The 26,975-nt window shown below is 71.1% G+C and carries 29 protein-coding genes; 18 read left to right on the forward strand and 11 right to left on the reverse strand.

Features of this window, described 5'->3' with window-relative positions; translation table 11 throughout:
- Nucleotides 1-62: 62 nt before the first annotated feature.
- From AB0G15_RS09230 to AB0G15_RS09240, 3 genes are all read right to left on the reverse strand, one after another.
- A complete protein-coding gene (locus tag AB0G15_RS09230) occupies nt 63-815 on the reverse strand; it encodes a methyltransferase domain-containing protein (protein WP_362836929.1) in 753 nt (250 codons plus the stop codon).
- Nucleotides 816-942: 127 nt separating this feature from the next.
- Nucleotides 943-2,004, reverse strand: coding sequence for an ABC transporter substrate-binding protein (locus AB0G15_RS09235; protein WP_362836931.1), 1,062 nt, complete (start codon nt 2,002-2,004; stop codon nt 943-945).
- Nucleotides 2,005-2,203: 199 nt separating this feature from the next.
- Complete coding sequence (locus tag AB0G15_RS09240) at nt 2,204-2,389, reverse strand: hypothetical protein (RefSeq protein WP_329085793.1); 186 nt, start codon at nt 2,387-2,389, stop codon at nt 2,204-2,206.
- 160 nt (nt 2,390-2,549) lie between these two features.
- Between AB0G15_RS09240 and fdxA the strand changes: the two genes are divergently transcribed.
- The 3 genes from fdxA to AB0G15_RS09255 all read left to right on the forward strand — a co-directional run bounded on the left by fdxA (nt 2,550) and on the right by AB0G15_RS09255 (nt 4,789).
- On the forward strand, nt 2,550-2,876 hold the full coding sequence (gene fdxA, locus AB0G15_RS09245; RefSeq protein WP_344902423.1) for a ferredoxin: 327 nt from the start codon (nt 2,550-2,552) through the stop codon (nt 2,874-2,876).
- 147 nt (nt 2,877-3,023) lie between these two features.
- Nucleotides 3,024-4,103 (forward strand): succinyldiaminopimelate transaminase, encoded by a 1,080-nt coding sequence (dapC, locus tag AB0G15_RS09250; RefSeq protein ID WP_362836933.1) that lies wholly within the window; start codon nt 3,024-3,026, stop codon nt 4,101-4,103.
- An 11-nt stretch (nt 4,104-4,114) separates the two neighbouring features.
- Nucleotides 4,115-4,789 carry a DUF4178 domain-containing protein gene (locus AB0G15_RS09255; RefSeq protein WP_362836935.1) on the forward strand — a complete coding sequence of 225 codons (675 nt, stop codon included), beginning with the start codon at nt 4,115-4,117 and terminating at the stop codon, nt 4,787-4,789.
- Here AB0G15_RS09255 and AB0G15_RS09260 read toward each other — a convergent pair.
- On the reverse strand, nt 4,786-5,610 hold the full coding sequence (locus AB0G15_RS09260) for a hypothetical protein (RefSeq protein WP_362836937.1): 825 nt from the start codon (nt 5,608-5,610) through the stop codon (nt 4,786-4,788). The two genes, AB0G15_RS09255 and AB0G15_RS09260, sit on opposite strands and share 4 nt — an antisense overlap.
- A 69-nt stretch (nt 5,611-5,679) precedes the next feature.
- Here AB0G15_RS09260 and AB0G15_RS09265 point away from each other — a divergent pair, with 69 nt between their 5' ends.
- The 4 genes from AB0G15_RS09265 to AB0G15_RS09280 all read left to right on the forward strand — a co-directional run bounded on the left by AB0G15_RS09265 (nt 5,680) and on the right by AB0G15_RS09280 (nt 9,464).
- Nucleotides 5,680-6,534, forward strand: coding sequence for a 2,3,4,5-tetrahydropyridine-2,6-dicarboxylate N-succinyltransferase (locus tag AB0G15_RS09265; protein WP_362836939.1), 855 nt, complete (start codon nt 5,680-5,682; stop codon nt 6,532-6,534).
- Nucleotides 6,535-6,714: 180 nt separating this feature from the next.
- The gene (gene dapE, locus AB0G15_RS09270; protein WP_362836941.1) at nt 6,715-7,776 is read left to right on the forward strand and encodes a succinyl-diaminopimelate desuccinylase; all 1,062 of its coding nucleotides are present in this window, start codon (nt 6,715-6,717) and stop codon (nt 7,774-7,776) included.
- Nucleotides 7,777-8,072: 296 nt separating this feature from the next.
- A complete protein-coding gene (locus AB0G15_RS09275; RefSeq protein ID WP_362836943.1) occupies nt 8,073-8,867 on the forward strand; it encodes a TIGR00730 family Rossman fold protein in 795 nt (264 codons plus the stop codon).
- A 9-nt stretch (nt 8,868-8,876) separates the two neighbouring features.
- Nucleotides 8,877-9,464: a TIGR00730 family Rossman fold protein gene (locus tag AB0G15_RS09280; RefSeq protein ID WP_362836945.1), complete on the forward strand. Its 588-nt coding sequence runs from the start codon at nt 8,877-8,879 to the stop codon at nt 9,462-9,464.
- Here the strand turns inward: AB0G15_RS09280 and AB0G15_RS09285 are convergent.
- Nucleotides 9,441-9,815 (reverse strand): hypothetical protein, encoded by a 375-nt coding sequence (locus AB0G15_RS09285; RefSeq protein ID WP_362836947.1) that lies wholly within the window; start codon nt 9,813-9,815, stop codon nt 9,441-9,443. The two genes, AB0G15_RS09280 and AB0G15_RS09285, sit on opposite strands and share 24 nt — an antisense overlap.
- A gap of 23 nt (nt 9,816-9,838) precedes the next feature.
- On the opposite strand from AB0G15_RS09285, the gene AB0G15_RS09290 reads away from it, so the two are divergent.
- Together AB0G15_RS09290 and AB0G15_RS09295 are read left to right on the forward strand one after the other, a co-directional pair.
- Nucleotides 9,839-10,717 (forward strand): hypothetical protein, encoded by an 879-nt coding sequence (locus AB0G15_RS09290; RefSeq protein WP_362836949.1) that lies wholly within the window; start codon nt 9,839-9,841, stop codon nt 10,715-10,717.
- 56 nt (nt 10,718-10,773) lie between these two features.
- A complete protein-coding gene (locus AB0G15_RS09295) occupies nt 10,774-11,337 on the forward strand; it encodes a DNA-3-methyladenine glycosylase I (RefSeq protein ID WP_362837103.1) in 564 nt (187 codons plus the stop codon).
- A gap of 129 nt (nt 11,338-11,466) precedes the next feature.
- Here the strand turns inward: AB0G15_RS09295 and AB0G15_RS09300 are convergent, their stop codons facing one another.
- Together AB0G15_RS09300 and AB0G15_RS09305 are read right to left on the reverse strand one after the other, a co-directional pair.
- Nucleotides 11,467-12,249: an enoyl-CoA hydratase-related protein gene (locus AB0G15_RS09300; protein WP_362836950.1), complete on the reverse strand. Its 783-nt coding sequence runs from the start codon at nt 12,247-12,249 to the stop codon at nt 11,467-11,469.
- 203 nt (nt 12,250-12,452) lie between these two features.
- The gene (locus tag AB0G15_RS09305) at nt 12,453-13,235 is read right to left on the reverse strand and encodes a PaaX family transcriptional regulator C-terminal domain-containing protein (RefSeq protein WP_362836952.1); all 783 of its coding nucleotides are present in this window, start codon (nt 13,233-13,235) and stop codon (nt 12,453-12,455) included.
- Between the two features lie 189 nt (nt 13,236-13,424).
- Between AB0G15_RS09305 and AB0G15_RS09310 the strand changes: the two genes are divergently transcribed.
- A complete protein-coding gene (locus tag AB0G15_RS09310; RefSeq protein ID WP_362685327.1) occupies nt 13,425-13,592 on the forward strand; it encodes a DUF3117 domain-containing protein in 168 nt (55 codons plus the stop codon).
- Between the two features lie 185 nt (nt 13,593-13,777).
- On the forward strand, nt 13,778-15,271 hold the full coding sequence (locus AB0G15_RS09315) for a leucyl aminopeptidase (protein ID WP_362836954.1): 1,494 nt from the start codon (nt 13,778-13,780) through the stop codon (nt 15,269-15,271).
- A 32-nt stretch (nt 15,272-15,303) separates the two neighbouring features.
- Here the strand turns inward: AB0G15_RS09315 and AB0G15_RS09320 are convergent, their stop codons facing one another.
- Nucleotides 15,304-15,954: an O-methyltransferase gene (locus AB0G15_RS09320; protein ID WP_362685333.1), complete on the reverse strand. Its 651-nt coding sequence runs from the start codon at nt 15,952-15,954 to the stop codon at nt 15,304-15,306.
- A 171-nt stretch (nt 15,955-16,125) separates the two neighbouring features.
- Between AB0G15_RS09320 and sigE the strand changes: the two genes are divergently transcribed.
- The 5 genes from sigE (at nt 16,126) to AB0G15_RS09345 (ending at nt 20,597) form a co-directional block, all read left to right on the forward strand.
- On the forward strand, nt 16,126-16,758 hold the full coding sequence (gene sigE / locus AB0G15_RS09325; protein WP_329085768.1) for an RNA polymerase sigma factor SigE: 633 nt from the start codon (nt 16,126-16,128) through the stop codon (nt 16,756-16,758).
- A 52-nt stretch (nt 16,759-16,810) separates the two neighbouring features.
- Entirely contained in the window at nt 16,811-17,341 is a 531-nt protein-coding gene (locus tag AB0G15_RS09330) for an anti-sigma factor (RefSeq protein ID WP_362685337.1), read from the forward strand.
- Nucleotides 17,338-18,378, forward strand: coding sequence for a sigma-E factor regulatory protein RseB domain-containing protein (locus tag AB0G15_RS09335; RefSeq protein ID WP_362836956.1), 1,041 nt, complete (start codon nt 17,338-17,340; stop codon nt 18,376-18,378). Before AB0G15_RS09330 ends, AB0G15_RS09335 begins: the two co-directional genes overlap by 4 nt.
- A gap of 96 nt (nt 18,379-18,474) precedes the next feature.
- Nucleotides 18,475-20,130: a trypsin-like peptidase domain-containing protein gene (locus AB0G15_RS09340; RefSeq protein WP_362836958.1), complete on the forward strand. Its 1,656-nt coding sequence runs from the start codon at nt 18,475-18,477 to the stop codon at nt 20,128-20,130.
- 104 nt (nt 20,131-20,234) lie between these two features.
- Complete coding sequence (locus AB0G15_RS09345; protein WP_362836960.1) at nt 20,235-20,597, forward strand: sec-independent translocase; 363 nt, start codon at nt 20,235-20,237, stop codon at nt 20,595-20,597.
- 196 nt (nt 20,598-20,793) lie between these two features.
- Here the strand turns inward: AB0G15_RS09345 and AB0G15_RS09350 are convergent, their stop codons facing one another.
- Nucleotides 20,794-21,936, reverse strand: a complete 1,143-nt coding sequence (locus tag AB0G15_RS09350; RefSeq protein ID WP_362836962.1) for a P-loop NTPase — start codon at nt 21,934-21,936, stop codon at nt 20,794-20,796.
- Nucleotides 21,937-22,203: 267 nt separating this feature from the next.
- Here AB0G15_RS09350 and AB0G15_RS09355 point away from each other — a divergent pair, with 267 nt between their 5' ends.
- Entirely contained in the window at nt 22,204-22,689 is a 486-nt protein-coding gene (locus tag AB0G15_RS09355; RefSeq protein ID WP_362836964.1) for a MarR family transcriptional regulator, read from the forward strand.
- A gap of 368 nt (nt 22,690-23,057) precedes the next feature.
- A complete protein-coding gene (locus AB0G15_RS09360; RefSeq protein WP_362836966.1) occupies nt 23,058-24,977 on the forward strand; it encodes a Xaa-Pro dipeptidyl-peptidase in 1,920 nt (639 codons plus the stop codon).
- 194 nt (nt 24,978-25,171) lie between these two features.
- Here the strand turns inward: AB0G15_RS09360 and AB0G15_RS09365 are convergent, their stop codons facing one another.
- Nucleotides 25,172-25,651, reverse strand: coding sequence for a DUF1003 domain-containing protein (locus tag AB0G15_RS09365; protein WP_362836968.1), 480 nt, complete (start codon nt 25,649-25,651; stop codon nt 25,172-25,174).
- A complete protein-coding gene (locus tag AB0G15_RS09370) occupies nt 25,644-26,888 on the reverse strand; it encodes a CBS domain-containing protein (RefSeq protein WP_362836970.1) in 1,245 nt (414 codons plus the stop codon). The genes AB0G15_RS09365 and AB0G15_RS09370 overlap by 8 nt, the downstream gene beginning before the upstream one ends.
- Nucleotides 26,889-26,975: the final 87 nt, after the last annotated feature.

Here is a 26,975-nt window from a genome sequence, read left to right on the forward strand (position 1 = left end):
GGGGAACGAGACTCATGGAACAGACCATAGTCTGGCAAATCGCCGCGGCACATTGGGCCGGTTCAGCGGCGTACGGCCGCGAACCGCAGTCGCACGTAGTCGGCCATCCAACCGGTCTCCCGCCGGAGGGCGGGGGCCGCCAGCTCGTTCACCCGGCGGAGCAGCGGGTCGACCATCTCCGCGGGCACCTCCTTGAGCAGTGAACCCGCGAACATCCGGACCCAGTCGGCCGCCCCGCCGGGGCACTCGTCGAGCGGGGTCGGCCTGTCGAAGTATTCCAGCAGGCGGACGGTGAAGCCGCCCTTCTCCAGCCGTGTGGCGTACTCGGCGGGGGTGGGGAAGTACCACGGCAGGTCGGGCTCGCGCAGCCCGTACTCCCGCCAGGCGGTGGAAAGCGCCGCCGTCAGCGCGGCGCAGTTGCCCGCGCCGCCCATCTCGGCCACGAACCGCCCGCCCGGGGTGAGGGCCTCGCGGACACTGGTGATCACCGCGTCCGGCTCCCGGCCCATCCAGTGCAGGGCGGCGTTGGAGAAGACCGCGTCGTAGGGCTGGGCCACCGTGAAGTCGCGGCCGTCGCCGACGATGAAGTCCAGCCCCGGATACTGGGCCAGGGCCTTCTCGATCATCGCCTGTGAGCCGTCGATCCCCAGGACGCGGGCGCCCCTGGAGGTGATCTCGGCCGTCAGCGTCCCGGTGCCGCAGCCGAGGTCCACGATGCGTTCCCCCGGTTGCGGGTCGAGAAGCTCGACCAGGGGGGCGCCGTGCGCCGAGACGTACCCGAAGCTGCTGTCATACGCGCGAGCGCTCCACCTCATCGAGCTCGGGGTGTCGTATCGCAAGACGATCAGCTCACATTCTGAGACGCGAGGCTTCCTGTCGGCCTCTCCAGACACTTTAGAGCCTCTGGGAAGTCACGACATATCAGTCCCGGCAGCCTCAGGTTCATCTCACCTTCTTGACCCATTCGCGCTGAAGGTAGGCCCTGGCCCTGTCGATCTCCGGGATGGTGAGGATCACCGGCTTCGCGCTGGTCGCAGGCAGTTTCGCGGCCAGTTCGCGGTCGAGGGTGCCGCGCATCTGCAGGGCCTCCATCCTGGCCGGGCGGGCATAGCCCTTCAGGAACAGGTTCTGTCCCCTGTCGGAGAACAGGAACTCCTGCCAGAGCCGGGCCGCGGCCGGGTGCGGGGCCTGCTTGTTGATGGCCTGGACGTAGTACGAGCCGAGCACGGCGTCACCGGGAATCGCGACCTTCCACGCCTTGTCGACGGCGGCCCGCTCGGCGTTGTGGTAGTCCCAGTCGACGAGTACCGAGGCCGCCTTGGGCGTGGCCGCGAGATTGCCCTCGCCCTTGAGGCGGTGGAAGAACTCCACGCCCCGCTCGGCCCTCGCCTCACCGCCCCTCAGGGAGACGGCCATCACCCCGTTGAAGGCCGCGGAGACCTCCCGGGGGTCGCCGGGCAGCGCGACGCTGTGTCCTGGTTTGAGCAGGTCGGAGAAGGAGGCGGGGGCCGCGACCTTGCTCGGGTCGTAGCCGATGGACATGTAGCCGCCGTACCCGGCGTACCAGAGGCCCCTGTGGTCCTTCAGGCGGTCGGGGATGTCCTGCCAGCCCTGGACCCTGTACGGGGCGAAGAGGGCGGACTTGGCCGCGGCGACGTCCATGCTCAGGTCGAACACGTCCGGCTTGAGCTCGGCCGCGGCCGCGATCTCCCGCGCGCTGCTGGCGTCGGGCTCCAGCTGGTTGACCTTGATCCCGTACTCCTCGGAGAAGGTGTCGATGATCTCGCCGTAGTTGACCCAGTCGCGCGGCAGCGCGATCACCGTGAGCGCCCCCTCCTTCCTGGCCGCCTCGACGAGGCGCTCCATCGTCGAGAAGCCCTCCTTCAGGGAGGCGGCCTGCGTGTTGAGAGGCGGGAATTGGACGTTCTGAGGAGCCGGGGCGCCACATCCGGCGATCGTGGCCGTGAGGATCACGGCGGCTGCGGCGCTGGTACGTACGGTCACGAACGGAATACTCTCCGCTGTCATTCGTCTGGTCGAGCAGGCGCGACCCTTATTGGCGAACGGCTTACACGTGTCTTGGCGAGGGGCTTACCCGGCGCGGTCCGGCCGTCGTCCGCGCGCGCCGCGCGGGGACTCCGCCGGTGCCCGAGGACCGGTGCCGGAGAGCCGGTGCCCAGGTCGGCGGGGTGGGCCGCTCCGCTCAGGCGCGCGGGCGCGGGGACTCCGGGACGACCTTCGCCGCGGCGAGCGTCTCCTCGTCGATTTCCACCAGGGTGCCGTTTCGCCTGCGGACGCCGAGCACGCCGTCCCGCCAGAACTCCAGCTCACCCACCGCGTCGCGGAACCCCTCGGGAACCCTTCTCCGAGTGGTGACTCTTTTGCCCACGTCGGAAGGGGTTATGGTGATGTTCAGGCGAGCACTGAAACCAAGGGCCATCGGCTTTTGCCCCCTCCCGTTTCAGACACATGGCAGGCACGGCAATACTAGGGCGTAGCAACTCGCGGTCGAAGTCGTGCCTAGGTGCGTTAAGAAGAAGGAGCCCGAGGTGACCTACGTCATCGCGCAGCCTTGCGTGGACGTCCTGGACAAGGCGTGCATCGAGGAGTGCCCCGTCGATTGCATCTACGAGGGTGAGCGGATGCTCTACATCCACCCCGACGAATGCGTCGACTGCGGCGCGTGCGAACCCGTCTGTCCGGTGGAGGCCATCTTCTACGAGGACGACCTGCCCGAGCAGTGGAAGGACTTCTACAAGGCGAACGTGGACTTCTTCGAGGACCTGGGGTCGCCCGGCGGCGCCTCCAAGGTCGGCAAGATCGAGAAGGACCACCCGGTCGTCGCGGCCCTGCCCCCGCAGGCCGAGAGCCACTAGGAGCGGGTGCCGGAGGGGGGCGGCCACGACGGCCGTCCCCCTCCGGTCCCGCCTCCGGCAGACCCGCCTCAGTGAAGGACGACGGCTGATCACCATGAACGCCATTCCCGACCCGTCAGAGGCCACGAGCGTCCCGGCGAGGTTCCGATGAACGGTTTGCCGGACTTCCCGTGGGACCGGCTCACGCCGCTGAAGGAGCTCGCGGCGTCGCACCCCGACGGGATCGTCGACCTGTCGGTGGGCACTCCCGTCGACCCGGTCCCCGCCGTCGTGCGGCAGGCCCTCGCGGACGCCTCGGACAGTCCCGGATACCCGCTGACGTACGGCACCGAGCGCCTTCGCTCGGCCGCCGCCGGGTGGCTGCGACGCAGGCACGGAGTGGTCCTCGACCAGGCGGACGTGCTGCCGCTGATCGGTTCCAAGGAGTTCGTGGCCTGGCTGCCGACGCTGCTCGGCGTCGGTCCGGGGCAGCGGGTGGTCCTCCCCGAGCTGGCCTACCCCACCTACGACGTGGGAGCGCGCCTCGCGGGCGCCGAGCCGTACGCCACCGACGGGCTGCTCACGCTCGGCCCCGAGCGGGTGCCCCTGGTCTGGGTGAACTCCCCGTCCAACCCGACCGGCAGGGTCCTGCCCGCCGAGCACCTGCGCAAGGTCGTCTCGTGGGCGCGCGAGCACGGCGCGGTCGTGGCCTCCGACGAGTGCTACATCGAGCTGGGCTGGGAGGAGCGGCCGATCTCGATCCTGCACCCGGACGTCTGCGGCGGCTCGCACGAGGGCCTGCTCGCGGTGCACTCGCTGTCCAAGCGCTCCAACCTGGCCGGTTACCGGGCCGGGTTCGTCGCGGGCGACCCCGTGCTGGTCAAGCGGCTGCTGGAGATACGCAAGCACGCGGGCATGATCATGCCCGCGCCGGTCCAGGCGGCGATGGCCGTGGCCCTGGACGACGACGCGCACGCCGAGGAGCAGCGGGCCCGCTACGCCGCCCGCCGCGCGGCGCTGCGTCCCGCGCTGGAGGCGGCCGGCTGGAAGATCGAGCACTCCACCGCGGGCCTGTACCTGTGGGCGTCCAACGGGGCCGGCTGCTGGGACCAGGTCCGCGCGCTGGCCGGCAGGGGAATCCTGGTCGCACCCGGCGACTTCTACGGGACCGCGGGCGAGCGGCACATCAGGATCGCCGTGACGGCCGGTGACGAACGCATCAGTGCGGCGGTGCGCCGCCTCCAGTAGGATCGCGCGGCATGACCACCGAGGTCGCCGTGATACTCGGATTGAGTGTGGCCACGCTCGTCCTGCTGCTCGGCGCGTTCTTCGCGACGACGCGCCAGGACAGGAAGGCCGGCGATTCCGAGCGTTCCGGCGAGACCCCCCTCCTCTCGGTTGAGGCCGCGCAGCCGCAGGCCCAACCGTCCATGGGCCGTGTCGGCATCGACTACCCCGACCCCCGCACGATCAAGGTCGGTGACACGATCGACTGTCAGGGGGTGCGCAGCCGCGTCCTCGGCGCCCTGTACCTGTCCTGGCAGGGCAGCCAGTGGACCGAGTACCTCCTCGACGACGGCACCCGGCGCTACCAGTGGCTGTCGATCCAGATGCGCGAGGGCCTGGCCGGCGAACCGCCGCACCTGGAGGTGCTGCTGTGGACGCCGGTGCCCACCGAGGGCATGATCCCCGCCAAGGCCACGCTGAGCGTCGAGGGGGTCGACTTCTTCCCCGTCGACCGGGGCACCGCGGCCTTCCGCGGGGAGGGCGTCACCTCGATGCCCGAGCGGGGCCTGCTCGACTTCGCCGACTACCGGGCCGCCGACGGCCGCCTGCTCAGCTTCGAACGCCTCCAGGGCAAGCGCTGGAGCTCCTCCCACGCCCAGCCCCTCGCCCCCGGCACGATCAGGATCGAGAAGAAAAAGGGCGGCTAGGAGAGCTCGACCTTCCCGGCGGAGGATCCCGGCTCGGCCTTCCAGCCGTCGTGGCCCTTCGCGGAGACCCATGACTGGCCGTCGTAGCGGATCCTGGACAGCCCGAACGTCTTGGCGTGCGCAATCGACCAGGCGGCCACCAGCCAGCCGCGCCTGCGCGAGGGGGCCTCGAAGGCGTCCCCGGGCCCCAGGGCCCTGGCGAGCCTGCGCCCGGCCCCCCGCTCGTCGGGGAGAGGGGTCTTGCCCGCCGGGGCGGGGAACCAGCAGTGCACGGCCCTGGGCACGCGCCCGGTGAACCCCGCGGCGAGGATCTTCCCGTCGTCCTCGTGCTGGGCGTACGCCGACCCGTCGGCCGAGCGCTGCACCTCCTGGGCCGCCTCGTGGAGCGGCAGCTTCCGGTAGCCCTTCACCTTCACCAGCGCGGCGAAGAACTTCCCCGAGGCGTAGACCGGATCGACGAGCTGCTTGGGAGTGCCCCAGCCCTGGGAGGGGCGCTGCTGGAACACGCCGACCGAGTCGCGGTCGCCGCCCGTCAGGTTCTCCAGCTTGGACTCCTGCATGGCGGTGGCGTAGGCGATCACCACGGCCCGCTCGGGCAGCTTCCTGCGGGCCGCCACGGCCGCGATGACCGCCGCCACCTTGGCCTGTTCGAGATCCAGCTCCAGCGAGCCCTCCGGCGTCGTGATCTTGCATCCCTCGCCGAAGTCGACGAGCGGTGTCACCCGCCGGAGCAAGGTGAAGAGACCCACGGTGATGGCCACCGCGAGCACGGTCACGATCACGATGATCGCGATGACCCCTTTTGGGAAGCGCCGTCGCACGGTCAAGAACCTACAGGTCCCCAGCGATTGCGCGGTCTGGTGGAACCTCGCGAACATAGGCTCCGGGCCATGACCCAGAGCGATGCCAGCCCGTTGCCCGCGGCCGTCGACGAGCTGTGGTGGCGCAGGGCCGAGCTGAGCCCCGCCGACGCCGAGGCCCGTGCCGTCGTGGTGAGCGCCGTGGACATGCTCGACAGCGGCAAGGCCAGGGTGGCCGAGGTCTCCCGCACCGGCGAGGTGGTCGTGGACGAGCGCGCCCGGCGGGCCGTCATGCTCGCGTTCCGGGTGCTCGGCATGGTCAGGTCCCAGGTGGGCGACTTCCACCACCACGACCGCGTCCCGCTGAAGACCTCCGTCGAGGGGGTGCGCGTGGTGCCGGGGGCGATCGCCCGCTGGGGCTCCTACCTGGCGCCGGGCGTCGTGCTGATGCCCTCGTTCGTCGACATCGGTGCCCACGTGGACGAGGGCAGCACGGTCGGCACCTGGGTCTCGATCGGCGTGGGTGTCCAGATCGGCAGGAACGTCCGCCTGTCCGGGGGAGCCGGTGTCGGCGAGACCGGTGGCCAGGACGGCGCGGAGGACCCCCGCGCCACCGGGGAGCCGTCGGGGAGGGTGCCCGTGGTCGTCGAGGACGGCGCGCTGATCGGCGGCGGGGCCGTGATCGTCGACGGGGCCCGCGTGGGCCGGGGCGCCGTGGTCGGCGCCGGGACGGTCCTGTCGGGCTCGACCCCGGTCGTCGACGTGCGGACGGGTGAGGAACTGGACCGCGGGCGCGTCCCCGACTGGTGCGTGGCGACCGGAGGCACCCGGTGGCGCGAGTTTCCCGGCGGCGGCTTCGGCCTGCGCTGCGTCCTGGTGCTCGAACGTCTGGAGGAGGGCCACCGGCCCGGCAGGGCCGAACTCGACCGCCTCCTGCACGGGTGACCGCCCGCCGCGCGGGGCCGGGACGATCCGGCCGCGGTGCCCGCGGCCGGGGAAGACCCGCCTTGCGCGCGAGCGGGGCCGGGACGGGCCGGATCCCGCCGGGGCGCGACGGGTCCCCGTTCCCCGTTCCCCGCGGAGCCGGACTCGGCCGGATCCCGTACGAGTACTAGGGTCGCGGGCATGAGTACGCGTCTGGACCTCACGCAGGATGTCGGGGAGCTCACCGCCGGGATCGTGGACGTCGAGTCGGTCAGCGGCGGCGAGAAGGCCCTGGCCGACGCCGTGGAGGAGGCACTGCGGCCGCTCCGGCACCTGACCGTCGAGCGCGACGGGGACTCGGTCGTGGCCCGCACCCACCTGGGCCGCGGCGAGCGGGTGGTGATCGCCGGACACCTCGACACCGTCCCCGTCGTCGGCAACCTGCCCAGCCGGGTCGAGGGCGACCGGCTGTACGGCTGCGGCACCTCGGACATGAAGGCCGGCGTCGCGGTCGCCCTGAAACTGGCGGCCGCCCTTCCCGAGCCCAGCAGGGACGTGACCTACGTCTTCTACGACTGCGAGGAGGTCGAGGCCGAACGCAACGGCCTGCTCCGGCTCAGCCGCAGTCACCCCGACTGGCTCGCGGGTGACTTCGCCGTGCTCATGGAGCCCACCGACGGCGTGATCGAGGGCGGTTGCCAGGGCACGCTCAGGGCCCAGATCGTCACCCGGGGCAAGCGGTCGCACAGCGCCAGGTCCTGGCTCGGGGTCAACGCCATCCACGCGGCCCAGCCGGTGCTCGCGATCCTGAACGCCTACCGGGCCAGGCTTCCCGTCGTGGACGGGCTGGAGTACCACGAGGGCCTGAACGCGGTGGGCATCGGCGGCGGCGTCGCGGGCAACGTGATCCCCGACGAGTGCGTGGTGACCGTGAACTACCGCTTCGCCCCCGACCTGTCGCTGGACGAGGCGCGCGCCCACGTGAGCGAGGTGTTCGAGGGGTACGAGGTCCGCTTCACCGACGCCGCCGCCGCCGCGCGGCCCGGCCTGACCCATCCGGTGGCCGCGGCCTTCGTCGACGCCGTCGGCGGCACGCCGCGCGCCAAGCTCGGCTGGACCGACGTCTCGCTCTTCTCCGGCCTGGGCGTGCCCGCGGTCAACTACGGTCCCGGAGACCCGAATCTGGCGCACCAGAAGGACGAGTTCGTCTCGTTGAGCAAGATCGCAGACTGCGAGCGCGGAATGCTCGGCTGGCTGTCCTGAGAGAGGCGGGGCCCTGTTCTGAAGGGGAAGAAGCCCTGTTCTGAAAGGGAAGGAGCCCGCCGGGGCCGGTGCGCCCTTCGCGAGGCCCCCGGTAGGCGAGGCCCCTCGGTGCGCGTGACCCGGGAGGGGCCGGTACAAATGAAAGTGGCTTTCCTCGCCGGCCATTTGGCGGGGAAAGCCACTTTCAGTCCCGAGCAGCACCCTCGTGCAGTTAGACGCACCCTGTTCAAAATCCGGTTCCATGTTTTCATGGAGATTTTTCAAGATTTTTCTGGGACGGCGCTACGGTGACCCGCATGAAGAAAACACGTCCGGAACGTCGTCAGGGAGCCGCGGTGGTTCGCGGCGATCTCGTCTCCGACTCCACCCACGACCAGCGACTTCTCGATCGGAGGGGGCCGGCCGACTGGCTGCACATGGATCCGTGGCGGGTGCTGCGCATCCAGGCCGAGTTCGTCGAGGGCTTCGGCCAGCTCGCCGAACTGCCCCAGGCGGTGACCGTCTTCGGGTCCGCGCGCACCCCCGTGGACAGCCCCGAGTACGAGATGGGGATCCAGCTGGGCCGCAAGCTGTCCGAGGCGGGCTACGCCGTGATCACCGGTGGCGGCCCCGGCTGCATGGAGGCAGCCAACAAGGGGGCCGTGGAGGCGGAGGGCGTCTCGGTGGGCCTGGGCATCGAGCTGCCCTTCGAGCAGAGCATGAACGAGTACGTCGACCTCGGCATCGAGTTCCGCTACTTCTTCGTCCGCAAGACCATGTTCGTGAAGTACTCCTGCGGATTCGTCACGCTGCCCGGCGGTTTCGGCACCATGGACGAGCTTTTCGAGGCGCTCACCCTGGTCCAGACCCAGAAGGTCACCTCCTTCCCGGTGGTGCTCATGGGAACGGAGTTCTGGGGCGGCCTGCTCGACTGGATCAAGAACACTCTCATGGGGACGGGAAAGATCTCTCCGGCGGACGTCGATCTCATTCACGTCACCGACGACGTGGACGAGGCGGTCCGGATCATCGTCGAGGCCGACAACAACAGGGGCGGGCGACTGGAGGACGAGCGGAAGGCGGCCATGACCACGGTCGGCGATGCCGAATAAGGTCGGCACGTGTTCATTTGTGTATTCCTCGCATCGAGTCAGAAGATCGACAAGAAGTACCTGGAACTGGCGGAGCAGGTCGGCTCCGAGCTCGCCGCCCGGGGGCACACCCTGGTGAGCGGCGGGGCCAGGATCTCCTGCATGGGAGCCGTGGCCCGCGCCGCCCGCGCGGGCGGCGCCCGCACCATCGGGGTGATCCCCCAGTCGCTGGTGGACATCGAGATCGCGGACGAGGGATCCGACGAGCTGGTGGTCACCACCGACATGCGCGAGCGCAAGGGGGTCATGGACGCCCGCTCCGACGCCTTCCTGGTGCTGCCCGGCGGCATCGGGACGCTGGAGGAGCTGTTCGAGATCTGGACGTCCCGCACGCTCGGCCTGCACGACAAGCCGCTGGTGGTCCTCGACCCCTGGGGGATCTACGCGCCGCTGCGGGAGCTGGTCGAGGGCATGGACGAGGCGGGCTTCACCCGTCCGAACGTCTTCGACGCCATCTCCTGGACCACCACGGTCGACGAGGCGTTCCGGCTGCTGGAGAAGTCGACCAGACACCTGGAGCCGAGCCCGGAGGAGCTAGGCGAGGCCACGGCGGGTTAGCGCGGGCGGGCGCCGCCCGGCGAGGGAGTCGGTCATCTCGACCGCGAGCCGCACCTGGTCGGCGCGGTCCGTACGGAAGACCCGGGCGCCGGCCCAGGCGCAGATCGAGGCCGCGGTGAGTTCCGCGGCCTCGGCGTCCCGCTCTCTCGCTGCGGCGTTTCCGGCGTCCCCGCTGTTCTCGACGTTCTCTACGGACGCGGCGGACGGGGTGGTTTCGGCGGTGGCCAGCCGGGCGGGGGTGACGACCACGGTGTGCCCGGCACGGACGAGCTCCTCGACCTCCCCGATCGAACGGGCCTCGACCCAGCCGGGTTCACCCCGGTCACCGGGTCCGAGCACGAGGAACGTCATGATCCGATCCTAGGCCAGTGGAGATGTGGCACGATTCGTATGTGCTGGTCGTATTAGCTTTCGCTGCCGTAGCCGTCATCGCCGGTGTCACGGTGGTCGCCATGGGCCGGGGAGGCGAGCTGAGTGAGTTCGCCCCCGACGTGCCCCCGCTGAACCTGCCCCAGGCGGGTCAGCTCGGCGCGGTCGACTTCATGGCCCTCCAGCTCCCGGTGAGCCTCGTCGGATACAACACGCAGAGCGTGGACGAGACCCTGAACCGGGTCGCCGGGGCCCTGAGCGAGCGTGACACCAGGATCGCCGTGCTGGAGCAGCGGGTGTCGGAACTGCTCGCCGGCAGGCTCCAGGCCCGCCACGAGCTCAACCCCGGCTCCCAGCCTCCTCAGCGCGGGCTCGAGGCGCCGTACGAGCTTCCCGCCAGGGACGGCTTCGGGGCGGCGGAGGAGCTGTCCAACGGGTCGCCGGCCGAGCGCGAGCCCGAGGGGCCCGGTGAGCCCTCCGGGCCGGAGAAGGCTCCCAAGGCCGCTGAGACCGCCGGGACGGCCGAGGGCGGCACGTCGTCCGGTGTGTCGCCGTTCGCCAGGCCGTCCGAACCGTTTGAGCCGGCCGAACCGTCCGGGTCGTCCGAACCGGAGAAGCTTCCCGAGACCGCTGAGGCCGCCGGGACCGCTGAGGCCGCCGGGACCGCTGAGGCCGCCGGGACGGCCGACCTGTCGCGGTTCGCCAGGCCGTCCGAACCGTCCGAGCCGTCCTCGGTGCCGGATTCGCCGTCATCGCCCTCCTCTTCCGGGGCTTCCGGGGCTTCCGGGGCTTCGGATTCCGGGACCTCGGACTCGAAGGAGTCGTCTCCCGGTTCCGTCGGCCTTCGTACGGGGGAGCGGCAGGAGACGGAGGACCCGCGGTGACCGGGACCTCGCGGGTCGCGGGCCGCGTCGAGGCCGTAGAACCCGTGGAGGCCGCGGTGGCCGTGGGGGTTGTGGAGGCCGTGGAGCTCGTGCGCTGTGGCTGGGCGACCTCCGCCCCCGACTACGTCGCCTACCACGACGAGGAGTGGGGCCGTCCGGTCACCGGTGACGACCGGGTTTTCGAGCGGATCGCGCTGGAGTCGTTCCAGTCCGGCCTGTCGTGGATCACCATCCTGCGCAAGCGGGAGAACTTCCGCAGGGCCTTCGAGGGGTTCTCCATCCCGGCCGTGGCCGGATTCGGCGACGAGGACGTCGCCCGCCTGCTCGGCGACGCGGGCATCGTCAGGAACCGGGCCAAGATCGAGGCGACGATCGCCAACGCGCGGGCCGCGCTCGGCATCGGCCTGTCCGACCTCGTCTGGAAGCACGCCGACCCCGGTGCGCCCGTCCCGAAGACCCTGGCGGACGTGCCCGCCCAGACCGCCGGTTCCAAGGCCCTGGCCAAGGACCTCAAGGCGCGCGGCTTCCGTTTCATCGGCCCGACCACCGCCTACGCGCTGATGCAGGCCATCGGCCTGGTCAACGATCACCTGGCCGACTGCTGGACACGCCGGGCCTGACGCCCCCCGCGCCGGGGGCGGCCCCGGAAGCCGCCGCCGGCCCTCGAACCCGGCGCTTCGAGAAGTCCGCGCCCCCGGAGCCGGCGCCCCCGACGTCCTCGGCCTCTGAGGCTGCCGAGGCCTCAGAGGTCAGCGCCCCTCGAAGACGGGGCGCTCCTTGGCGAGGAAGGCGCGGGTCGCGTTCAGGTGGTCGCCGGTCCTGGCACAGGCGTCCTGGAGGTCGGCCTCCAGCTCCAGTGCCTCGGCCAGGGAACTGGTCGCGGCGAACCGCAGGGCGCGTTTGGTCGCCGCGTAGGCGCTCGTGGGGCCCTGCGCCAGCCGTACGGCCAGAGCGCGGGCCGCGGTGTCCAGCTCGCCGGCCGGGACGACCCGCGAGACGACCCCGAGTTCGAGCGCGCGGTCCGCGCCGAAGGGCTCGCCGAGCAGCAGGAGTTCGGCCGCGCGCGCCGGGCCGACCAGGCGCTGGAGGGTCCAGGAGGCGCCGGAGTCGGGGGCCAGGCCGATCCCGGAGAAAGCCGTCGCGAATCTGGCTCTGTCCGAGGCGATCCGCAGGTCGCACGCGAAGGCCAGGGAGGCGCCCGCGCCCGCCGCGACGCCGTTCACCGCCGCGACGACCGGCTTGTCCATCTCGGTGATCGTTCGGATGACCGGGTTGTAGTGCGTGCGCACGGTCCCGTCCAGCCCCCGGCCGGCCTCCAGGTTCGCGGCGTGTTCCGTCAGGTCCTGGCCGGCGCAGAACGCCCGTCCCGACCCGGTCAGCACCACCGCCCGCACCGAGGACGCCCGAGCCGCCGAGGCCAGCGCCTCCAGCAGGGCGGTCTTCGCCCGGACCGTCAGCGCGTTCATCGCCTCCGGCCGGTTGAGGACGATGGTGGCGACGGCGTCGTCGACGGAGTAGAGGACGTCGTTCAACGGATGCTCCTTCCGGACGTCCCGGCCTCGCCCGAGGGCTCACCGGGACCCTGCCTGTAAGGGGGGTGTCGGTACGGGGTCGTCCGTGCGGCTCCGCCGGCTGTTCCGGGCCTCGCTTCCGGTCGCGGACGCCGGCCGGGGGCTCGCCATGGTGTCCCACGTTGTTCGTCATGGTGTTCGTCACGGTTGCGGCACGATGTCCGCTATGCCTCGCCGAGGTGGCGGTCGACGAAGGCGGCGGCGGCCGGGAGCAGCCGCCCGGCCTCGCGCTCGAAGTAGATCCTGGCCCTCTCCCCCGGCCAGCCCCGGGGCAGGAGCTCCGCGGGAAGCCCGGGGTCGCGGAACAGGAAGTTGCGCCACCCGTGCAGCAGCCTGCTCCGGGTGGCGAACACCTGGTCGTCGCTCGCGTTGTCGGGCAGCCGGCCGACCAGGTCCGTCGCCTGGGCCATCCACTCCTCGTAGGCGGCCCCGATGCCGTCCAGGTCCCAGGTCCTGGCGACCAGCGCCGCGGGGTCGCCGTCGAGCACCGCGTCGAACCGGTCCGCGGACAGGTCCTCGCCCTCGAAGATCGCGTCCAGCTCGGGGGAGGGCCGCGGCCCGATCCAGGTCGTCTCCGACATCGGCGCGTACCCGATGAAGGCCAGATCCGAGCGCAGGCGCTCCCGCCTGGACCGCTCGCGTACGGGTTCCACCACGAGGATGTGCCACCGGCCGTTCCAGGTGATCGTCCCGACTCGGTAAATTCTCAGCGCGGCCTCGTCGAGGCGGTGCACGCACTTGGGGGTGACCTCGTAACCGGGCCCCCTGGGCAGCCGGGCGGGCGCGAGCCAGCCCTGCCGCACCATCCGCGAGACGGCGGTGCGCACGGCGGGAGCCGCGATGTCCAGCGGGGCGAGCAGGCGGACGAGGGCGGCCACGGACGCACGACCGCCTCGGGACCTGAGGTGGTCCCCGTACAGATCGAAGAGAGCGGCGCGAGCGTTCACGAGGACAAGTTTGGTCGTCCGAGGGGCCCCGGACAACGGTCTTGATCGCCGGATGAGCCGACGCTGAGACTGATCGTTCCCATTCTCCGTGCGGAGGCGGGATAATAGGACATCACAGAAGACGTGAATGCGTCGGCCACCCTCGGGTCAGTCGGAGATCCGGAGCCCGAAGCAGGAAGGGATACACGCATGGCGGCTATGAAGCCGAGGACCGGTGATGGTCCGCTGGAGGTCGTCAAGGAAGGCAGGGGGATCGTCATGCGGGTTCCTCTGGAGGGTGGCGGCCGCCTTGTCGTCGAGCTTTCGGCGGACGAGGCAAGTGCCCTCGCTGAGGAACTGAAGAAAATAGTCGGTTGATCCCGATCTAAGACAGAAGTGGTGGAGCCGGGCCCTATTTGAGCTTGCTCGGGGAGCATGACACCTGCGATGGCCCGCGCGACCGACGACGAACACGGCCCTGGCCGCCGGACCGCCTCACGGCGGCTCGCGCCAGGGCCGCGGTGTTCTCCACCACGCCGGGCCTGATGACTGGAGTTACCCCTATGCCCATCTCCCCCCATCTGCTCCTGCCTCGCGTTCCCTACGCGCAGGGGCTCTCCGCCGCGTCCCCCGGGGGCGCGGCGCCCGCCACCGGGGAGGAAGCCGGGACCGTGCTTTCCGGGCTCCCCGGTGACGCCGAGCTGCTGGCCGTCCCCTTCGCCGAGGACCTCGCGCCCGAGATCGAGCTGCCGGTGCCCGCGGCGGCGCTGCTCGCCCACCACAAGGCCAAGGGCGAGGCGGGTGAGATCGTCGAGGTTCCCGTCGCGAACGGCGACGCCGTCGGCCGGGTGCTCCTCTACGGGGTCGGCGACGGCTCGGCGACCGCCCTGCGCAAGGCGGGTGCGGCGGTGGCGCGGCGCGGCAAGGGCAGGGACGCCATCAGGATCGTGCTCCCGGGCGGGCCGGTGACCGCGTTCGTGGAGGGCGCGCTGCTGGCCACGTACACCTTCAGGGCCGGCGAGGCGAAGTCCGCCCCGGTGACGCTCGAGTTCGTCGGCGAGGGGGTCGAGGCGGAGGTCGCCGAGGCCGAGGTGATCGCCGGGGCCGTGGCGCTCGCCAGGGACCTGGCCAACACCCCCTCCTCGGTGAAGTCCCCCGCCTGGCTCGCCGAGCGCGCCGCCGAGCAGGGCGTCGCGGTGCGGGTGTGGGACGAGCGGGAGCTGCGCTCCGGCGGGTTCGGCGGCATCCTCGCCGTCGGGCAGGGGTCGGTGCACCCGCCCCGGCTGATCCAGCTCTCCTACGAGCCCGAGGACGCGACCGGCCACGTGGTCCTGGTCGGCAAGGGCATCACCTACGACACCGGCGGCATCTCGCTCAAGCCCACGAGCAACATGGTGTTCATGAAGACCGACATGGCCGGCGGGGCCGTCGTCATCGCGGTCCTGGGCGCGCTGGCCGCGCTCGGCGTGCGGGTGCGGGTCACCGGTCTCGTCGCCGCCGCCGAGAACGCGTTCTCCGGCACGGCCCAGCGTCCCTCCGACGTGATCACGCAGTACGGCGGCCGGACCGTGGAGGTGCTCAACACCGACGCCGAGGGGCGTCTGGTCCTGGCCGACGCGCTGGCCTACGCCGACGCGGAGCTGGACCCGGACGTCATGGTCGACATCGCCACGCTGACCGGGGCGATCGGCATCGCCCTGGGCAAGGACCTCGGCGCGGTCTTCGCCTCCGACGACGAGCTGGCCGGCGCGCTGGCCGAGGCGGGGACGGCCAGCGGGGAGCGGCTCTGGCGCATGCCCCTGATCGAGGACTACGTTCCCGCGCTCGACTCGTCCGTGGCCGACATGACCAACATCGAGGCTGGCTCGACCTACGGCGCCGGTTCCATCACCGCGGCGCTGTTCCTGCGCGAGTTCACCGGCGGGCGGCCGTGGGCGCACCTGGACATCGCGGGTGTCGGCCGCAGCGGCGCGGACGAGGGTGTCTTCAGCAAGGGGGCCACCGGATTCGGCGTGCGCCTGCTGCTCGAATGGCTGTCGGGGCTCCAGAAGCGCTGACCGGGGACGACAGGGGACGCGACGGGACGGTGTCAGTCGGCGAGCTTGACGGCCGCCAGGATGCCGTCCCCCAGGGGCATCATCAGCGGGCGGAGCCGCTCGTCGGAGCGGACCAGCTTGCCCAGCTCCCTGATGGCGACCGTGTCGGGGTCGCGCTGCACGGGGTCGGCCACCCGGTTGCCCCAGAGGGCGTTGTCGAAGACGACGATGCCGCCGACCCGCAGCAGCCGGACGGACTCGGCCAGATAGTCGGCGTACTCGTGCATGGCGCCGTCGCAGAAGACGAGGTCGTAGCCGCCGTCGGAGAGGCGGGGGAGCACGTCGAGGGCGCGGCCGGTGATCAGGCGGATCCGGCCGCCGGAGAATCCGGCCTGGGCGAAGCTCTGCCTGGCCAGCCGCTGGTGCTCGGGCTCCACGTCCACGCTGGTGAGCGTGCCGTCCTGGCGCATGCCGCGGAGCAGCCACAACCCCGAGACTCCGCAGCCGGTGCCGATCTCCACGACGGCGCGGGCGTTGATGGCGGTGGCGAGGAAGCAGAGAGCGGCGCCGCCACCGGGCAGGATCGGGGGCGCTCCCACTTCCGCGCCGCGCATGCGCGCGGCCCGCAGGATGTCGTCCTCCCTGTGGAACTCGTCGGCATAGGCCAGAGTGGCCTCCAACGGACTTGTCGGCGTCTCTGCCATCGGCCTCTCCTCCCGCTTTCTCCGTACACAGTCATATAGGCACTGGGTCGCAGCCTAAGGGAGGCAGGCCCGATCGGGAACTCATGTCACCCCCGGTGCGTTGCACGGTTTAAGCGGCCTTTGCCGGTCCTGAAGGTAGTCAGTGCGCACGAAGGGACGAAACCAGGCACTATGGCGATAGCGGTGGTCCCGGAGAGAGGAGTGCTGGTGGAGGAGTCCGACCACCAGGCCGAAGCTCCCGTGTCTGATTGGACGCCTCCTACATGGGAGGAGGTGGTCCGGACGCACTCGGCGCGCGTCTACCGGCTGGCCTATCGGCTGACCGGCAACGTGCACGATGCGGAAGATCTCACACAGGAGGTCTTCGTCCGGGTCTTCAGGTCATTGTCGAACTACACGCCAGGCACTTTCGAGGGCTGGCTGCACCGCATCACCACCAACCTGTTCCTCGACATGGCGCGGCGCAAGCAGCGCATCAGGTTCGAGGGGCTCGCCGACGACGCCGCCGAGCGGCTGCGCGGGCGCGAGCCCTCTCCCGCACAGGTGTACGACGACACCCATCTGGAGCCCGACATCCAGGCGGCACTCGACGCGCTCGCGCCCGAGTTCCGCGCGGCCGTCGTTCTGTGTGACATCGAGGGGCTGTCCTACGAGGAGATCGCGGCGACGCTGGGCGTGAAGCTCGGCACGGTACGCAGCCGGATCCACCGTGGGCGGGCGCAGCTGCGTGAGGCGCTGGAGCATCGCGCGCCGCGGAACGATCAATTCCCCCCGAGCGTTACCCACGGGGAGGAATTCGCATGAGAAACCACAGTCATGACGAATGTCACGACGAGCCACTTGGCAAGGAGTGCGCATGAGTCACCTTGGAGAACGCGTTTCCGCACTGGTCGACGGTGAGCTGAATCACCACGAGCGCGACCGTGCCCTGTCGCATCTGACCTTCTGCGCCCCCTGCAGGGCCGAGGTCGACGCCATGCGGGCGCTGAAGAGCCGGTTGCGGTCCCTCGACGGTCCCGCGATGCCGACGGACCTGACGACGTCCCTGCTGCGGATGGCGGAGCCCGGCGGCCCGCTGCCCCCGCGTGAGCGCCCCTTTCCGGCCTCACGCACCTTCGGCGGCGCGCCCATTCCGAGCATGCACAGCGTCGCTCCCCCCGACAACCGGCCCCGCGGCCGTGCCGGGGGCCCCCGCCGTGCCCGGAGGGCGGGATACGTCGCGGTGGGCGTCGCCTCGGCGGCCGTGGCGATCGGGACGCTGTTCGTGGTAGGCGGGACCGACCCCAACCCTCGTGTCGTGCCACCGGTCGACATGTTCGCCAACCAGCACAGGAACACCGCGCCCTACGGCGGATCGGCGACGCCGATTCTCTCCCCCTCTCCGTGATCCGGCTGCCCGCCACGGTCATCCTGGCCGCCCTGTTGCTGCTGGGGCTGGTGGCGGGCGGTCCGGCGTACGCCGTCCGGTCCCCGCACGCCGTGCCGCCGGACGACGTCGAGAGCGAGGACACCGGCCTGCACCTGCTCCGTGAGGCGGCGGCCGCGGGCCGGTCCCGTGGATACTCCGGCACCCAGTACGTCACCGCCTGGGGCGCCGACGCCTCCTCCGGTGCCGCCGCCTCGGTGCTGGAGGTGCGAAACGTCCCCGGAAAGGGCATGACGGTCCGCGCCGAGCCCTCCGGCTCCGTGCGGAAGGCCGATCCCGGCACCCCGGCCGGGGGCATGTCCAGCCCGTCCGAGGCGATGCTCGAGGTCCTGGCCCGCAACTACCGGGTCGTGACCGCGGGGGAGGGCTTCGCCTGCGGACGCCCCGCCCGCCTCGTGGACGTCCTGCGGGCCGACGGCACGGCCGCCGCCCGATACTGGCTCGACGAGGCCGGGGGCCCGGTGCTGCGCCGCGAGCTCATGGACGCGGAGGGCCGGGTCGTCAGCGCCGGGGCCTTCGTCGATCTGACGCTCGACCCGGTGGAGAGGGGGACGGCGCCCCTGACGGCCGCCGGCGGCCCGGACCTGGCCGAGCTTCCCCGGCTGGAAGCCGAGGGCCGACGGTTCCCCCGCACCCTGCCCGGGCGCCTGGAGCTGTTCGCCGCGCACGACATCCCTCCTGGATACTTGTATCTGGGCTACTCGGACGGCCTGTCGGTTGTGTCGGTTTTTATCCAGTCTGGGATGCTTGATGAGGAACGCCTCCGTGGTTGGCATGCGGAGGAGCGCAAGGGGCATACGATCTGGGTTCGAGACCCAGCTGGGCAGGAGACGATCTGGGCGAGTGGGGGTCATGTCTACACCGTCTTTGCCGACGCGCCGGCCGACATGGTCGACGCCGCTGTCGCGGCGTTGCCGCACGAGCCCGTTCCCGATCTCTGGACGCGGCTCGGCCGAGGCGCGAGCCGCCTGCTCTCCTGGGTCAATCCCTTCGGATAACGCGTGCTTTACACATCTCGTATGCCGCTCGGGGGAAGATTGCCGGGTTGACTCGGTTGAGCGGCCGCCTGCGAGGCAAGGAGTAGTGAGTATTCGATGACCGACGATGCCCGTCCTTCCCATGAGGCGCACGATGCTGAGGGGCGTACACCGTCGGACTTCACCGACGGCGGACACGGCACTCCTGAGTCCCGACGCGCCGACTCCTCAGGTCCTGAGTTCTCCCGCCCGGAGTTCCTGCCCGCAGGGGAGGGGCCCTTCCCGGCCGAGCAGCCCCGCGACCAGGCCGAGCAGCCCCGCGACGACGGCTGGAGCCAGCTGGGCGCCCCGCCCGACCGCACCCGGTGGGGCCGGCAGGACCAGCCCGAGCTGCTCCGCCACGACGACAGGTACGACGACAGGGACGTGCCGCCCGGCGAGGGCGGCCGGGATCCCGGCTTCACCGGGGAGCACTGGGGTGATCCCTCGGGCAGGCCCAGGCACGACACGGCGGTCTTCGCCTCCCAGCCCGCTCCGCCCCCGCCGCCCGCCCAGGCGTTCGGCATGGGACCGGGCTGGGCGCCGCCTCCGGGGAGCCTGGGGGCTCCGGGAAGCTTCGGCGGCCCGCCGCCCGCGCCCGCGCCCGTCCGGCGCGGGCCGCGTACCGCCACGCTGGTGATCCTCGCCCTGATGGTCGCGCTGCTCGCCTCCACGCTGGGCAGCGTCGGCACCTACCTCCTCACCAAGCCCGCGGGCTCGGGGCGCGACCCCTCCTTCAGCCTGGGAGGGGCGCCGACGGGGTCCAACGTCCGGCCCCCCGAATCCGTCGCGGGCGTGGCCTCGAAGGTCCTGCCCAGCGTGGTGTCGCTGGCCGTCGAAGGCGGAGCGAGCTCCAGCACCGGTTCCGGCTTCCTGATCAAGGGCGGCTACGTGGTGACCAACAACCACGTGGTGGCCAACGCCGAACCGAGCGGCCAGATCCAGATCCAGTTCAACAACCGCAAGTCCACCTCCGCCATCGTCGTGGGCACCGACCCCGAGTCCGACCTGGCCGTGGTCAAGCCCGCGGAGACCTTCGGCGCCCCCGAGATCACCCTCGGCAACTCCGACAACGTGGTCGTGGGCGATCCGGTCATCGCCATCGGATCCCCGCTGGGGCTGACCGGCACCGTCACCTCCGGCATCGTCAGCTCGCTGAACCGTCCCGTCCAGGCGGGCGAGGAGAACAGCTCCGAGGCGACCTGGCTCAGCGCCGTGCAGACCGACGCCGCGATCAACCCCGGAAACTCGGGGGGCCCGCTGGTCAACGTCAACGGCGAGGTCATCGGCGTCAACTCGGCGATCGCCACGCTCGGCAGGTCGGTCGGCGGCCAGAGCGGCAGCATCGGCCTCGGCTTCGCCATCCCGGTGAACCACGCCCGGCGGGTCGCCCAGGAGCTGATCACCACGGGCAAGGCCAAGAAGTCGCGGATCGGCGTCGCCATCGACCCGACCTACCAGGGCGTCGGGGTGCGCATCGCCACCGAGCCCAGGCAGGGCACCCAGCCGGTCGAGCCGAACGGTCCCGCCGCCCAGGCGGGGCTCAAGCCCGGAGACGTCATCCTGGAGGTCGAAGGCGTCGTGCTCCAGGACGGCAACGAGCTGATCGCGATGATCCGCAACAGGGCCCCCGGCGAGAAGCTCTCGATCAAGTACCAGCGTGGCGGTCAGGAGAACATCGCGACGGTGACCGTCGGCGCCGCTCCTGAGCAGCCCTCCCCCAAACCCTCCTGAGCGCGAGGGCGGGGCGCGTGCTCACGAGTGGGGGCGTTAGTGTGGAACCTCTCCGGCGTGTGGCCGGAGAGGAGCTTCTGGCATCCTCCCGGTAGGAGATCACCGTGTTCGGACTCGGCTGGCCTGAGATCGTGGCGCTGGTGGTGATCGCCCTTCTCGTCTTCGGCCCGGAGAAGCTTCCCCAGGCCGCCTCGCAGGCGGGCAAGACGCTGCGCAATCTGCGCCGGATGGCCAACAACGCGAGAGACGACCTGCGGACGGGTCTCGGGCCCGAGTTCGCCGACTTCGACCCGGCCGACCTCAACCCGAAGAACTTCGTCCGCAAGCACCTCACCGCCGACCTCGAGGACGACTGGAACGCCACCTCGGCCACCACCGCCACCGCCGAACCGGCCTCACACGCGATGAGCGACGCCGACGAGCTGGGCTACGGCGAGGTCCCCCCGTACGACTCCGACGCGACCTGATCGCCGAGCTTCGCCTGGTCGTCAGGTCCCATCCGGCTGAAACGCGTCTCATACGGCCGACGGCGGCGCCCCGTGAAGGGGCGCCGCCGTCGTCGTGCCTGGGGCCGTGCCTGGGGAGGGTCCGGGCCGGCCGGGGCGGAGCAGGTCCGTTCCCCCGGGGGCGTGTGGCCGGTCCGGCCGGGCGGTGAGCCGGGGCTCAGCCGCGCCGGGTGGGCGAGATGCCGAGCTGGAGGCCCTTGATGCTGCCCGACTTCTTGCTCAGGGAGGCGGCGATGCGGCCCAGCTCGACCGCCGCCGGGGCGTCCGGGTCGGTCAGCACCAGAGGCTTGCCCTCGTCGCCGCCCTCGCGCAGGCGCATGTCGATGGGCACCTGGCCCAGGAGCGGCACGCGGGAGCCGAGGGTGCGGGTCAGCGCGTCGGCCACGGTCTGGCCGCCGCCCTCGCCGAAGACCGAGATCCGCTCGTCGCAGTGCGGGCAGGGCAGCCACGACATGTTCTCGATGACACCGGCGATCTGCTGGTGGGTCTGGACGGCGATCGATCCGGCGCGCTCGGCGACCTCGGCGGCGGCCTGCTGCGGGGTGGTCACCACCAGGAGCTCCGCCGAGGGCATCCGCTGCGCCACGGAGATCGCGATGTCGCCGGTCCCCGGGGGCAGGTCCATCAGCAGCACGTCCAGGTCGCCCCAGTAGACGTCGGCCAGGAACTGGTGCAGGGCCCGGTCGAGCATCGGGCCGCGCCACACGACCGGGGTGTTGCCCTCCGGCTTGAACATGCCGACCGAGATGACCTTGATGTCATGCGCCACCGGCGGCATGATCATGTCCTCGACCTTGGTGGGGCGCTCGGAGACGCCGAGCATGCGGGGAACGCTGTGACCGTAGATGTCGGCGTCGACGACGCCGACCTTCAGGCCGCTCGCGGCCATCGCGGCGGCGAGGTTGACGGTGACGGACGACTTGCCGACGCCGCCCTTGCCGGAGGCGACCGCGAAGACGCGGGTCAGCGAGCCGGGCTGGGCGAAGGGGATCTCCTTCTCGGGCCCCTTGTTGCCGCGCAGCTTGGTCTGCAGCGTCTTGCGCTGCTCGGTGCTCATGACGTCCATCTCGACGGAGACACCGGTCACTCCGCCGACCTTGGAGACCGCGCCGGTGACGTCCCGGGTGATGGTGTCCTTCATGGGACAGCCGGACACCGTCAGGAAGATCGCGACACGTACGGCTCCCTCGGGGGAGATGTCGACGCTCTTGACCATGTCGAGTTCGGTGATCGGCCGACGGATCTCAGGGTCGTTGACGGTCGCGAGGGCGGCCATCACCAGTTCCGGGGTAGGTGCCATCGAAGTGTCGGCAATCACGCCACCCTGGGGCGACGGGGGATGCCGTCCCTCCTTGTCTGTTATCGATGAGGCGTCTCACCGGCGGGACCTGCCCGTCGTGGCGCCCGTATGGCTTGGCAGGAGGCCGATCCCGTCAGGGAACGGTCGGAGTCGTGGGCCCATGGTATGAAACCCGAGGACACCGGAAGGAATTCCGAATCCGGTGATGATCACTGGATTCGGACAATTCGCTGTGTAGATGCGCGTGCAACGTTCTAAGGTTACTCCGTGACCCTCACGGCGGGCGAGTCAAGAGAGAGCGTCGGTTCGGCGGAGCTGGTGGTCTGGCGCATGCTCCAGCGGGCCCAGGTTCGCATCACCCGGGCTCTGGAGGCCGACCTGCTGGCCGAGCACGACCTGGCGCTGGCCTCGTACGAGGTGTTGTTGCAGCTGTCCGAGGCGCCCGAGCGGCGGCTGAGGATGAACGACCTGGCCGACCGGGTGCTGCTCTCGCGCAGTGGACTGACCCGGCTCATCGACCGCCTCCAGCGCGACGGCCTGGTCGAGCGCGAGGCCTGCACGAGCGACGCGCGCGGCCTGTTCGCGGTCCTGACGGACGCGGGCGCCGCGCGGCTGGCCGAGGCCGGCCCCACCTACCTGCGCGGGGTCCGCGCCCAGTTCCTGGACATGCTCGACGCCGACGAGCTGCGGCGGTGCGCGGCCATGCTGACCAAGCTCTTCCCCGGCCCGCAGGCGGACACCGACCCGTACTGAGCCGTACCTGAGCCGTGCCTGAGCGGTGGGCCCGGCCCCGTCCGGGTCGCAGGGTCCCGTCCGGCGCGTCCCCGCCGGTCCGCCGCGGTTCGTGGCGGGCCGGTCCACGGTGATTCGTGGCGGGCCGGTCCGCCGCGGAGTGCCGCCGGGGCGCTCCCGGGACCGCCCGCGGGGTCTTTCCGAGCGCCGTGACGGGTTTCCGTCCTGCCGCGACCCGGCCCTGCCCGTTCTGACCCCTCTTCCGGACAGGGTCGTCGGGCGCCATGTCACATGCCAGACCCAGAGTGATGTCGAACGCATAAAGGATCTTGCCGGTCATACGGACACTCGTGGAGATTGCGGATATTCACGACTAATGCGGAGGCGCGATGCCAACGTTACGAGCAGCCCTCACCGCCCTCATCGTGGTCGCGGCGGGTGTCACCCCGGCCCACGCGGCCGCCCAACCCTCTCTCACCGTCGAGCAGGGACGGACCCAGCCGGTCTTCTCGTACGCCGACGCCGTCCGCGAGCACGTCTATGTCGAGTCGAGCGTCGACAGTGACGCCGACGGCAGGCCGGACCGGGTACGGGTCGACATCATCAGGCCGAAGGAGTCCGGTCCCGGGCTCAAGGTGCCGGTGATCATCGACGAGAGCCCGTACTACGACAACTCCGGCCGGGGGAACGAGGCCGAGCGGAAGGTCTACGACGCCGCCGGGAACGTCACGAAGTTCCCCCTGTACTACGACAACTACTTCGTACCGCGTGGTTACGCCGTCCTCAACGTCGACATGATCGGGACCACCAGGTCCGACGGCTGTCCCGACGTCGGAGGGCGGGCCGACGTACTGGGTGGCAAGGCCGTCATCGACTGGCTGAACGGCCGCGCCACCGCCTACCGCGCCGACGGCACGCCCGCGGTCGCGGACTGGACCACCGGCAAGGCCGCGATGATCGGCAAGTCGTACGACGGCACGCTGGCCAACGCCGTGGCGGCGACCGGCGTGCGGGGACTGGAGACGATCGTCCCGATCTCGGCGATCAGCTCCTGGTACAAGTACCAGCGCTCCAACGGGGTGATCTACAACTACGACTACATGTCGTGGCTGGGCAACTACGTCGACAGCGACCCCACGGACAAGTGCGCGGCCACCTGGGCGCGCCTGGACGCCGAGGACGGCGACGACACCGGGAACTACAACGGCTTCTGGGCCGAGCGCGACTACATCGCGGGCTCGCTGGCCGACGTCTCCAAGGTGCGCGCCAGCGTCTTCGCCGTGCACACGGTCAACGACCTCAACGTCATGCCCGACAACTTCTCCAAATGGTGGAAGGCCCTGGCCGACCGGAACGTGCCCCGCAAGATCTGGGTCGGGCAGTACCAGCACGTGGACCCCTTCGACTTCGAGGGGCGCCGTGACATCTGGGTCGACACGCTGCACCGCTGGTTCGACCACTGGCTGCTCGGCGTGCAGAACGGCATCATGCGCGAGCCCCGCGCCGACGTGCAGAGCAGCCTCGACCGCTGGACCACCCAGCGCGACTGGCCCGCCCCGCTCGCCCTGAAGGTCCCCTTCCGCCCCGCGGCCGACGGCTCGTTCGGCCTCGTACCGGCGAAGAGGGGCCAGACCGCCACGTTCACCGACATCCGCCAGTCCGAGGAGGCGATGGTCGCCGACGTCGGCACCGTCAAGCCGGGGAGGGTGGCCTTCACCACCGGCGCGCTGCCGCTGGACCTGCGCCTGTCCGGCACTCCCGTGGTGGACCTGCGCGTCGCGCTCGACAAGCCCACCTCGAACCTGACCGCGCTCCTCGTCGACTTCGGCGAGGACACCCGGATCGACTGGCGGCGCGGCCAGGGCATCACCACGGTCACCGAGGAGAGCTGCCACGGCGAGAGCACGGCCGACGACGACGCCTGCTACAAGCAGGTCGTCACCAACCGGGCCACCCGCCCGCTGGAGATCGTCGCCCGGGGCTGGATCGACGTGCAGAACCGCGACTCGCTCAGCACGCCCTCGCCGCTGCCCGCGGGCACCTACGGCAGGGTGAGCTGGGAGACGCTGCCGCAGGACTACGTCTTCAAGAAGGGGCACAGGCTGGCCCTCGTGATCGCGGGCACCGACTCGACCTACAGCGACGAGACGGCCACCGGCGCGAACGTCACCGTCGACCTGGCCGGGAGCAGGGTGCTCCTGCCGCTGGCGATCAGCACCCTGCGGAGCGACGACGTGCCGAAGGACACGGCCAGGTGGAGTGGCCCGAGGCAGCTGGACCTGCCGGAGCCGGAGAACCGGTTCTTCTGATCCAGGAGTGATCTCCAGGGGCTCCTGATCCTCAGGAGGCCCGCGGGGGGTGAGCCGGGCGGGACGCCGGGCTCACCCCCCGTCCCGTGTGGCCGGGTACGGCGCTCGGCCACACGCCCGTCCCGTGTCGCCGGGTACGGCGCTCGGCCCGCGCGTCCGCCGGGCGGGAGGGGCCGGGCGGCCGGAACCCCGGCTCACGACTCCACGGACTCCTGGGGCTCCTGGAGGTCCTCCTGCAGGCGCTGCAGCTCCGAGCGGATGTAGTCGCGGGTCGCCACCTCGCCGAGCGCCATCCGCAGGGCGGCGATCTCCCGGGTGAGGTAGTCCAGGTCGGCCTGGTTGCGCTCCGCCGCCCTGCGGTCGTGCTCGTTCTGGACCCGGTCGCGGTCGTCCTGCCGGTTCTGGGCGAGCAGGATCAGCGGCGCCGCGTACGAGGCCTGGAGCGACAGGATCAGCGTCAGGAAGATGAACGGGTAGGGATCGAACTTCAGCGACTGGGGGGCGAAGACGTTCCACAGGACCCAGAGGGCGACGAAACCCGTCATGTAGACCAGGAACCTGGCGGTGCCGAGGAAGCGGGCGATCCGCTCCGACAGCCGCCCGAACGCCTCGGGGTCGTAGTGGGGGCGCAACCGCGGGCCGGGCTGCCTGGGCTGGTCGAGGCGGTCAGCCATCGTCGCCCCCCCTCGGCCGGTCGTCCCGCTCGCGCCAGTCGTCCGGCAGCAGGTGGTCGAGCACGTCGTCCACGGTGACGGCGCCGACCAGGCGGCCCGCCTCGTTCACCACGGGAGCCGCGACGAGGTTGTAGTTGGCCAGGTAGGAGGTCACCTGGTTCAGGCTGAACCCCGGCCTGATCGGGTCCAGGGAGGTGTCCAGGATGCCGCCGAGCAGGGTCGAGGGCGGCTCGCGCAGCAGCCGCTGGAAGTGGGCCAGGCCGAGGAAGCGGCCGGTGGGCGTCTCGACGGGCGGCCGGGCCACGTAGACCTGCGCGGCCACCGCCGGGGTGAGCTCGCGCTGGCGGATGTTGGCCAGCGCCTCGGCGACCGTCGCGTTCGGCGGCAGGACCACCGGCTCGCTCGTCATGATCCCGCCCGCCGTGTTCTCGGGGTAGATCAGCAGCCGCCTGACCGGCGCGGCCTCCTCGGGCTCCATGAGCGCCATCAGCGCCTCGGCCTGCTCGGCGGGGAGATCCTGGAGCAGGTCGGCCGCGTCGTCGGGGTTCATCTCCTCCAGCACGTCCGCGGCCCGCTCGGGGGCGAGCCTGCTCAGGATGCCGATCTGGTCCCGTTCGGGAAGCTCCTCCAGCACGTCCGCGAGCCGTACGTCGTCCAGGGCCGCCGCCACCTCGACCCGCCGCTTGTCGGGCAGCTCGTGCAGGGCCCCGGCCAGGTCGGCGGCGCGCATCGACTCGAAGGCGACCAGCAGGTTGGCCGCGCCCTGGTCCTTCTGGACGGCGCCGAAGCCGCGGACCTCGCCCCAGTCGACGATCTTGGTCGCGCCGCGCCGGCGCAGTCCTATTCCGGGGGGACTCCCGACCACCGCGACCTTGGTGATCAGCCACTCGGAGCCTCTCGTCTCCTCCATGGCCAGGTCCAGGACCGTCATCCGCTCGCCGTCGACCTCCACCCGGAGGTCGAGCAGCTCGGCGATGGCCAGGGTCTCGGTCGCCCGCTGCTCGAACCTGCGCATGTTGAGCTGGCCGCTGAAGACGACGGCGCCGGCCTTGGCGGACCGTATCCGGGTGATCGGCAGGAAGACCCTGCGCCGGGGCTGCACCTCGACGACCAGCCCGTGCACGTGCGGTGGCGCGCTGCCGGCGATGGCCACCACCACGTCGCGGACCCGGCCGATCTGGTCCCCGGCGGGGTCGAAGACCGGGGTGCCGGCGAGACGCGCGATGAAGATCCTCACATCTGAAGCGTAGGCCGCATCTCGGGCCGACCGGTCACTGCCACGCACCCCGGCTCACAATCCGGAATCGGCTTGCTGTCCGATATC

The organism is Streptosporangium sp. NPDC023825 (assembly GCF_040639575.1).
Lineage (GTDB): Bacteria > Actinomycetota > Actinomycetes > Streptosporangiales > Streptosporangiaceae > Streptosporangium.

Bases quoted from the DNA above. Each gene is read 5' to 3' on its own strand.
- AB0G15_RS09275 (WP_362836943.1), top strand. From the start codon at position 8,073: ATGAAGAAAACACGTCCGGAACGTCGTCAGGGAGCCGCGGTGGTTCGC.
- sigE (WP_329085768.1), top strand. From the start codon at position 16,126: ATGGCGATAGCGGTGGTCCCGGAGAGAGGAGTGCTGGTGGAGGAGTCC.
- dapE (WP_362836941.1), top strand. From the start codon at position 6,715: ATGAGTACGCGTCTGGACCTCACGCAGGATGTCGGGGAGCTCACCGCC.
- AB0G15_RS09290 (WP_362836949.1), top strand. From the start codon at position 9,839: ATGTGGCACGATTCGTATGTGCTGGTCGTATTAGCTTTCGCTGCCGTA.
- AB0G15_RS09360 (WP_362836966.1), top strand. From the start codon at position 23,058: ATGCCAACGTTACGAGCAGCCCTCACCGCCCTCATCGTGGTCGCGGCG.
- AB0G15_RS09350 (WP_362836962.1), bottom strand. From the start codon at position 21,936: ATGGCACCTACCCCGGAACTGGTGATGGCCGCCCTCGCGACCGTCAAC.
- AB0G15_RS09255 (WP_362836935.1), top strand. From the start codon at position 4,115: ATGACCACCGAGGTCGCCGTGATACTCGGATTGAGTGTGGCCACGCTC.
- AB0G15_RS09330 (WP_362685337.1), top strand. From the start codon at position 16,811: ATGAGTCACCTTGGAGAACGCGTTTCCGCACTGGTCGACGGTGAGCTG.
- dapC (WP_362836933.1), top strand. From the start codon at position 3,024: ATGAACGGTTTGCCGGACTTCCCGTGGGACCGGCTCACGCCGCTGAAG.
- AB0G15_RS09310 (WP_362685327.1), top strand. From the start codon at position 13,425: ATGGCGGCTATGAAGCCGAGGACCGGTGATGGTCCGCTGGAGGTCGTC.
- AB0G15_RS09320 (WP_362685333.1), bottom strand. From the start codon at position 15,954: ATGGCAGAGACGCCGACAAGTCCGTTGGAGGCCACTCTGGCCTATGCC.
- AB0G15_RS09230 (WP_362836929.1), bottom strand. From the start codon at position 815: ATGAGGTGGAGCGCTCGCGCGTATGACAGCAGCTTCGGGTACGTCTCG.
- AB0G15_RS09340 (WP_362836958.1), top strand. From the start codon at position 18,475: ATGACCGACGATGCCCGTCCTTCCCATGAGGCGCACGATGCTGAGGGG.
- AB0G15_RS09265 (WP_362836939.1), top strand. From the start codon at position 5,680: ATGACCCAGAGCGATGCCAGCCCGTTGCCCGCGGCCGTCGACGAGCTG.
- AB0G15_RS09365 (WP_362836968.1), bottom strand. From the start codon at position 25,651: ATGGCTGACCGCCTCGACCAGCCCAGGCAGCCCGGCCCGCGGTTGCGC.
- AB0G15_RS09285 (WP_362836947.1), bottom strand. From the start codon at position 9,815: ATGACGTTCCTCGTGCTCGGACCCGGTGACCGGGGTGAACCCGGCTGG.
- AB0G15_RS09315 (WP_362836954.1), top strand. From the start codon at position 13,778: ATGCCCATCTCCCCCCATCTGCTCCTGCCTCGCGTTCCCTACGCGCAG.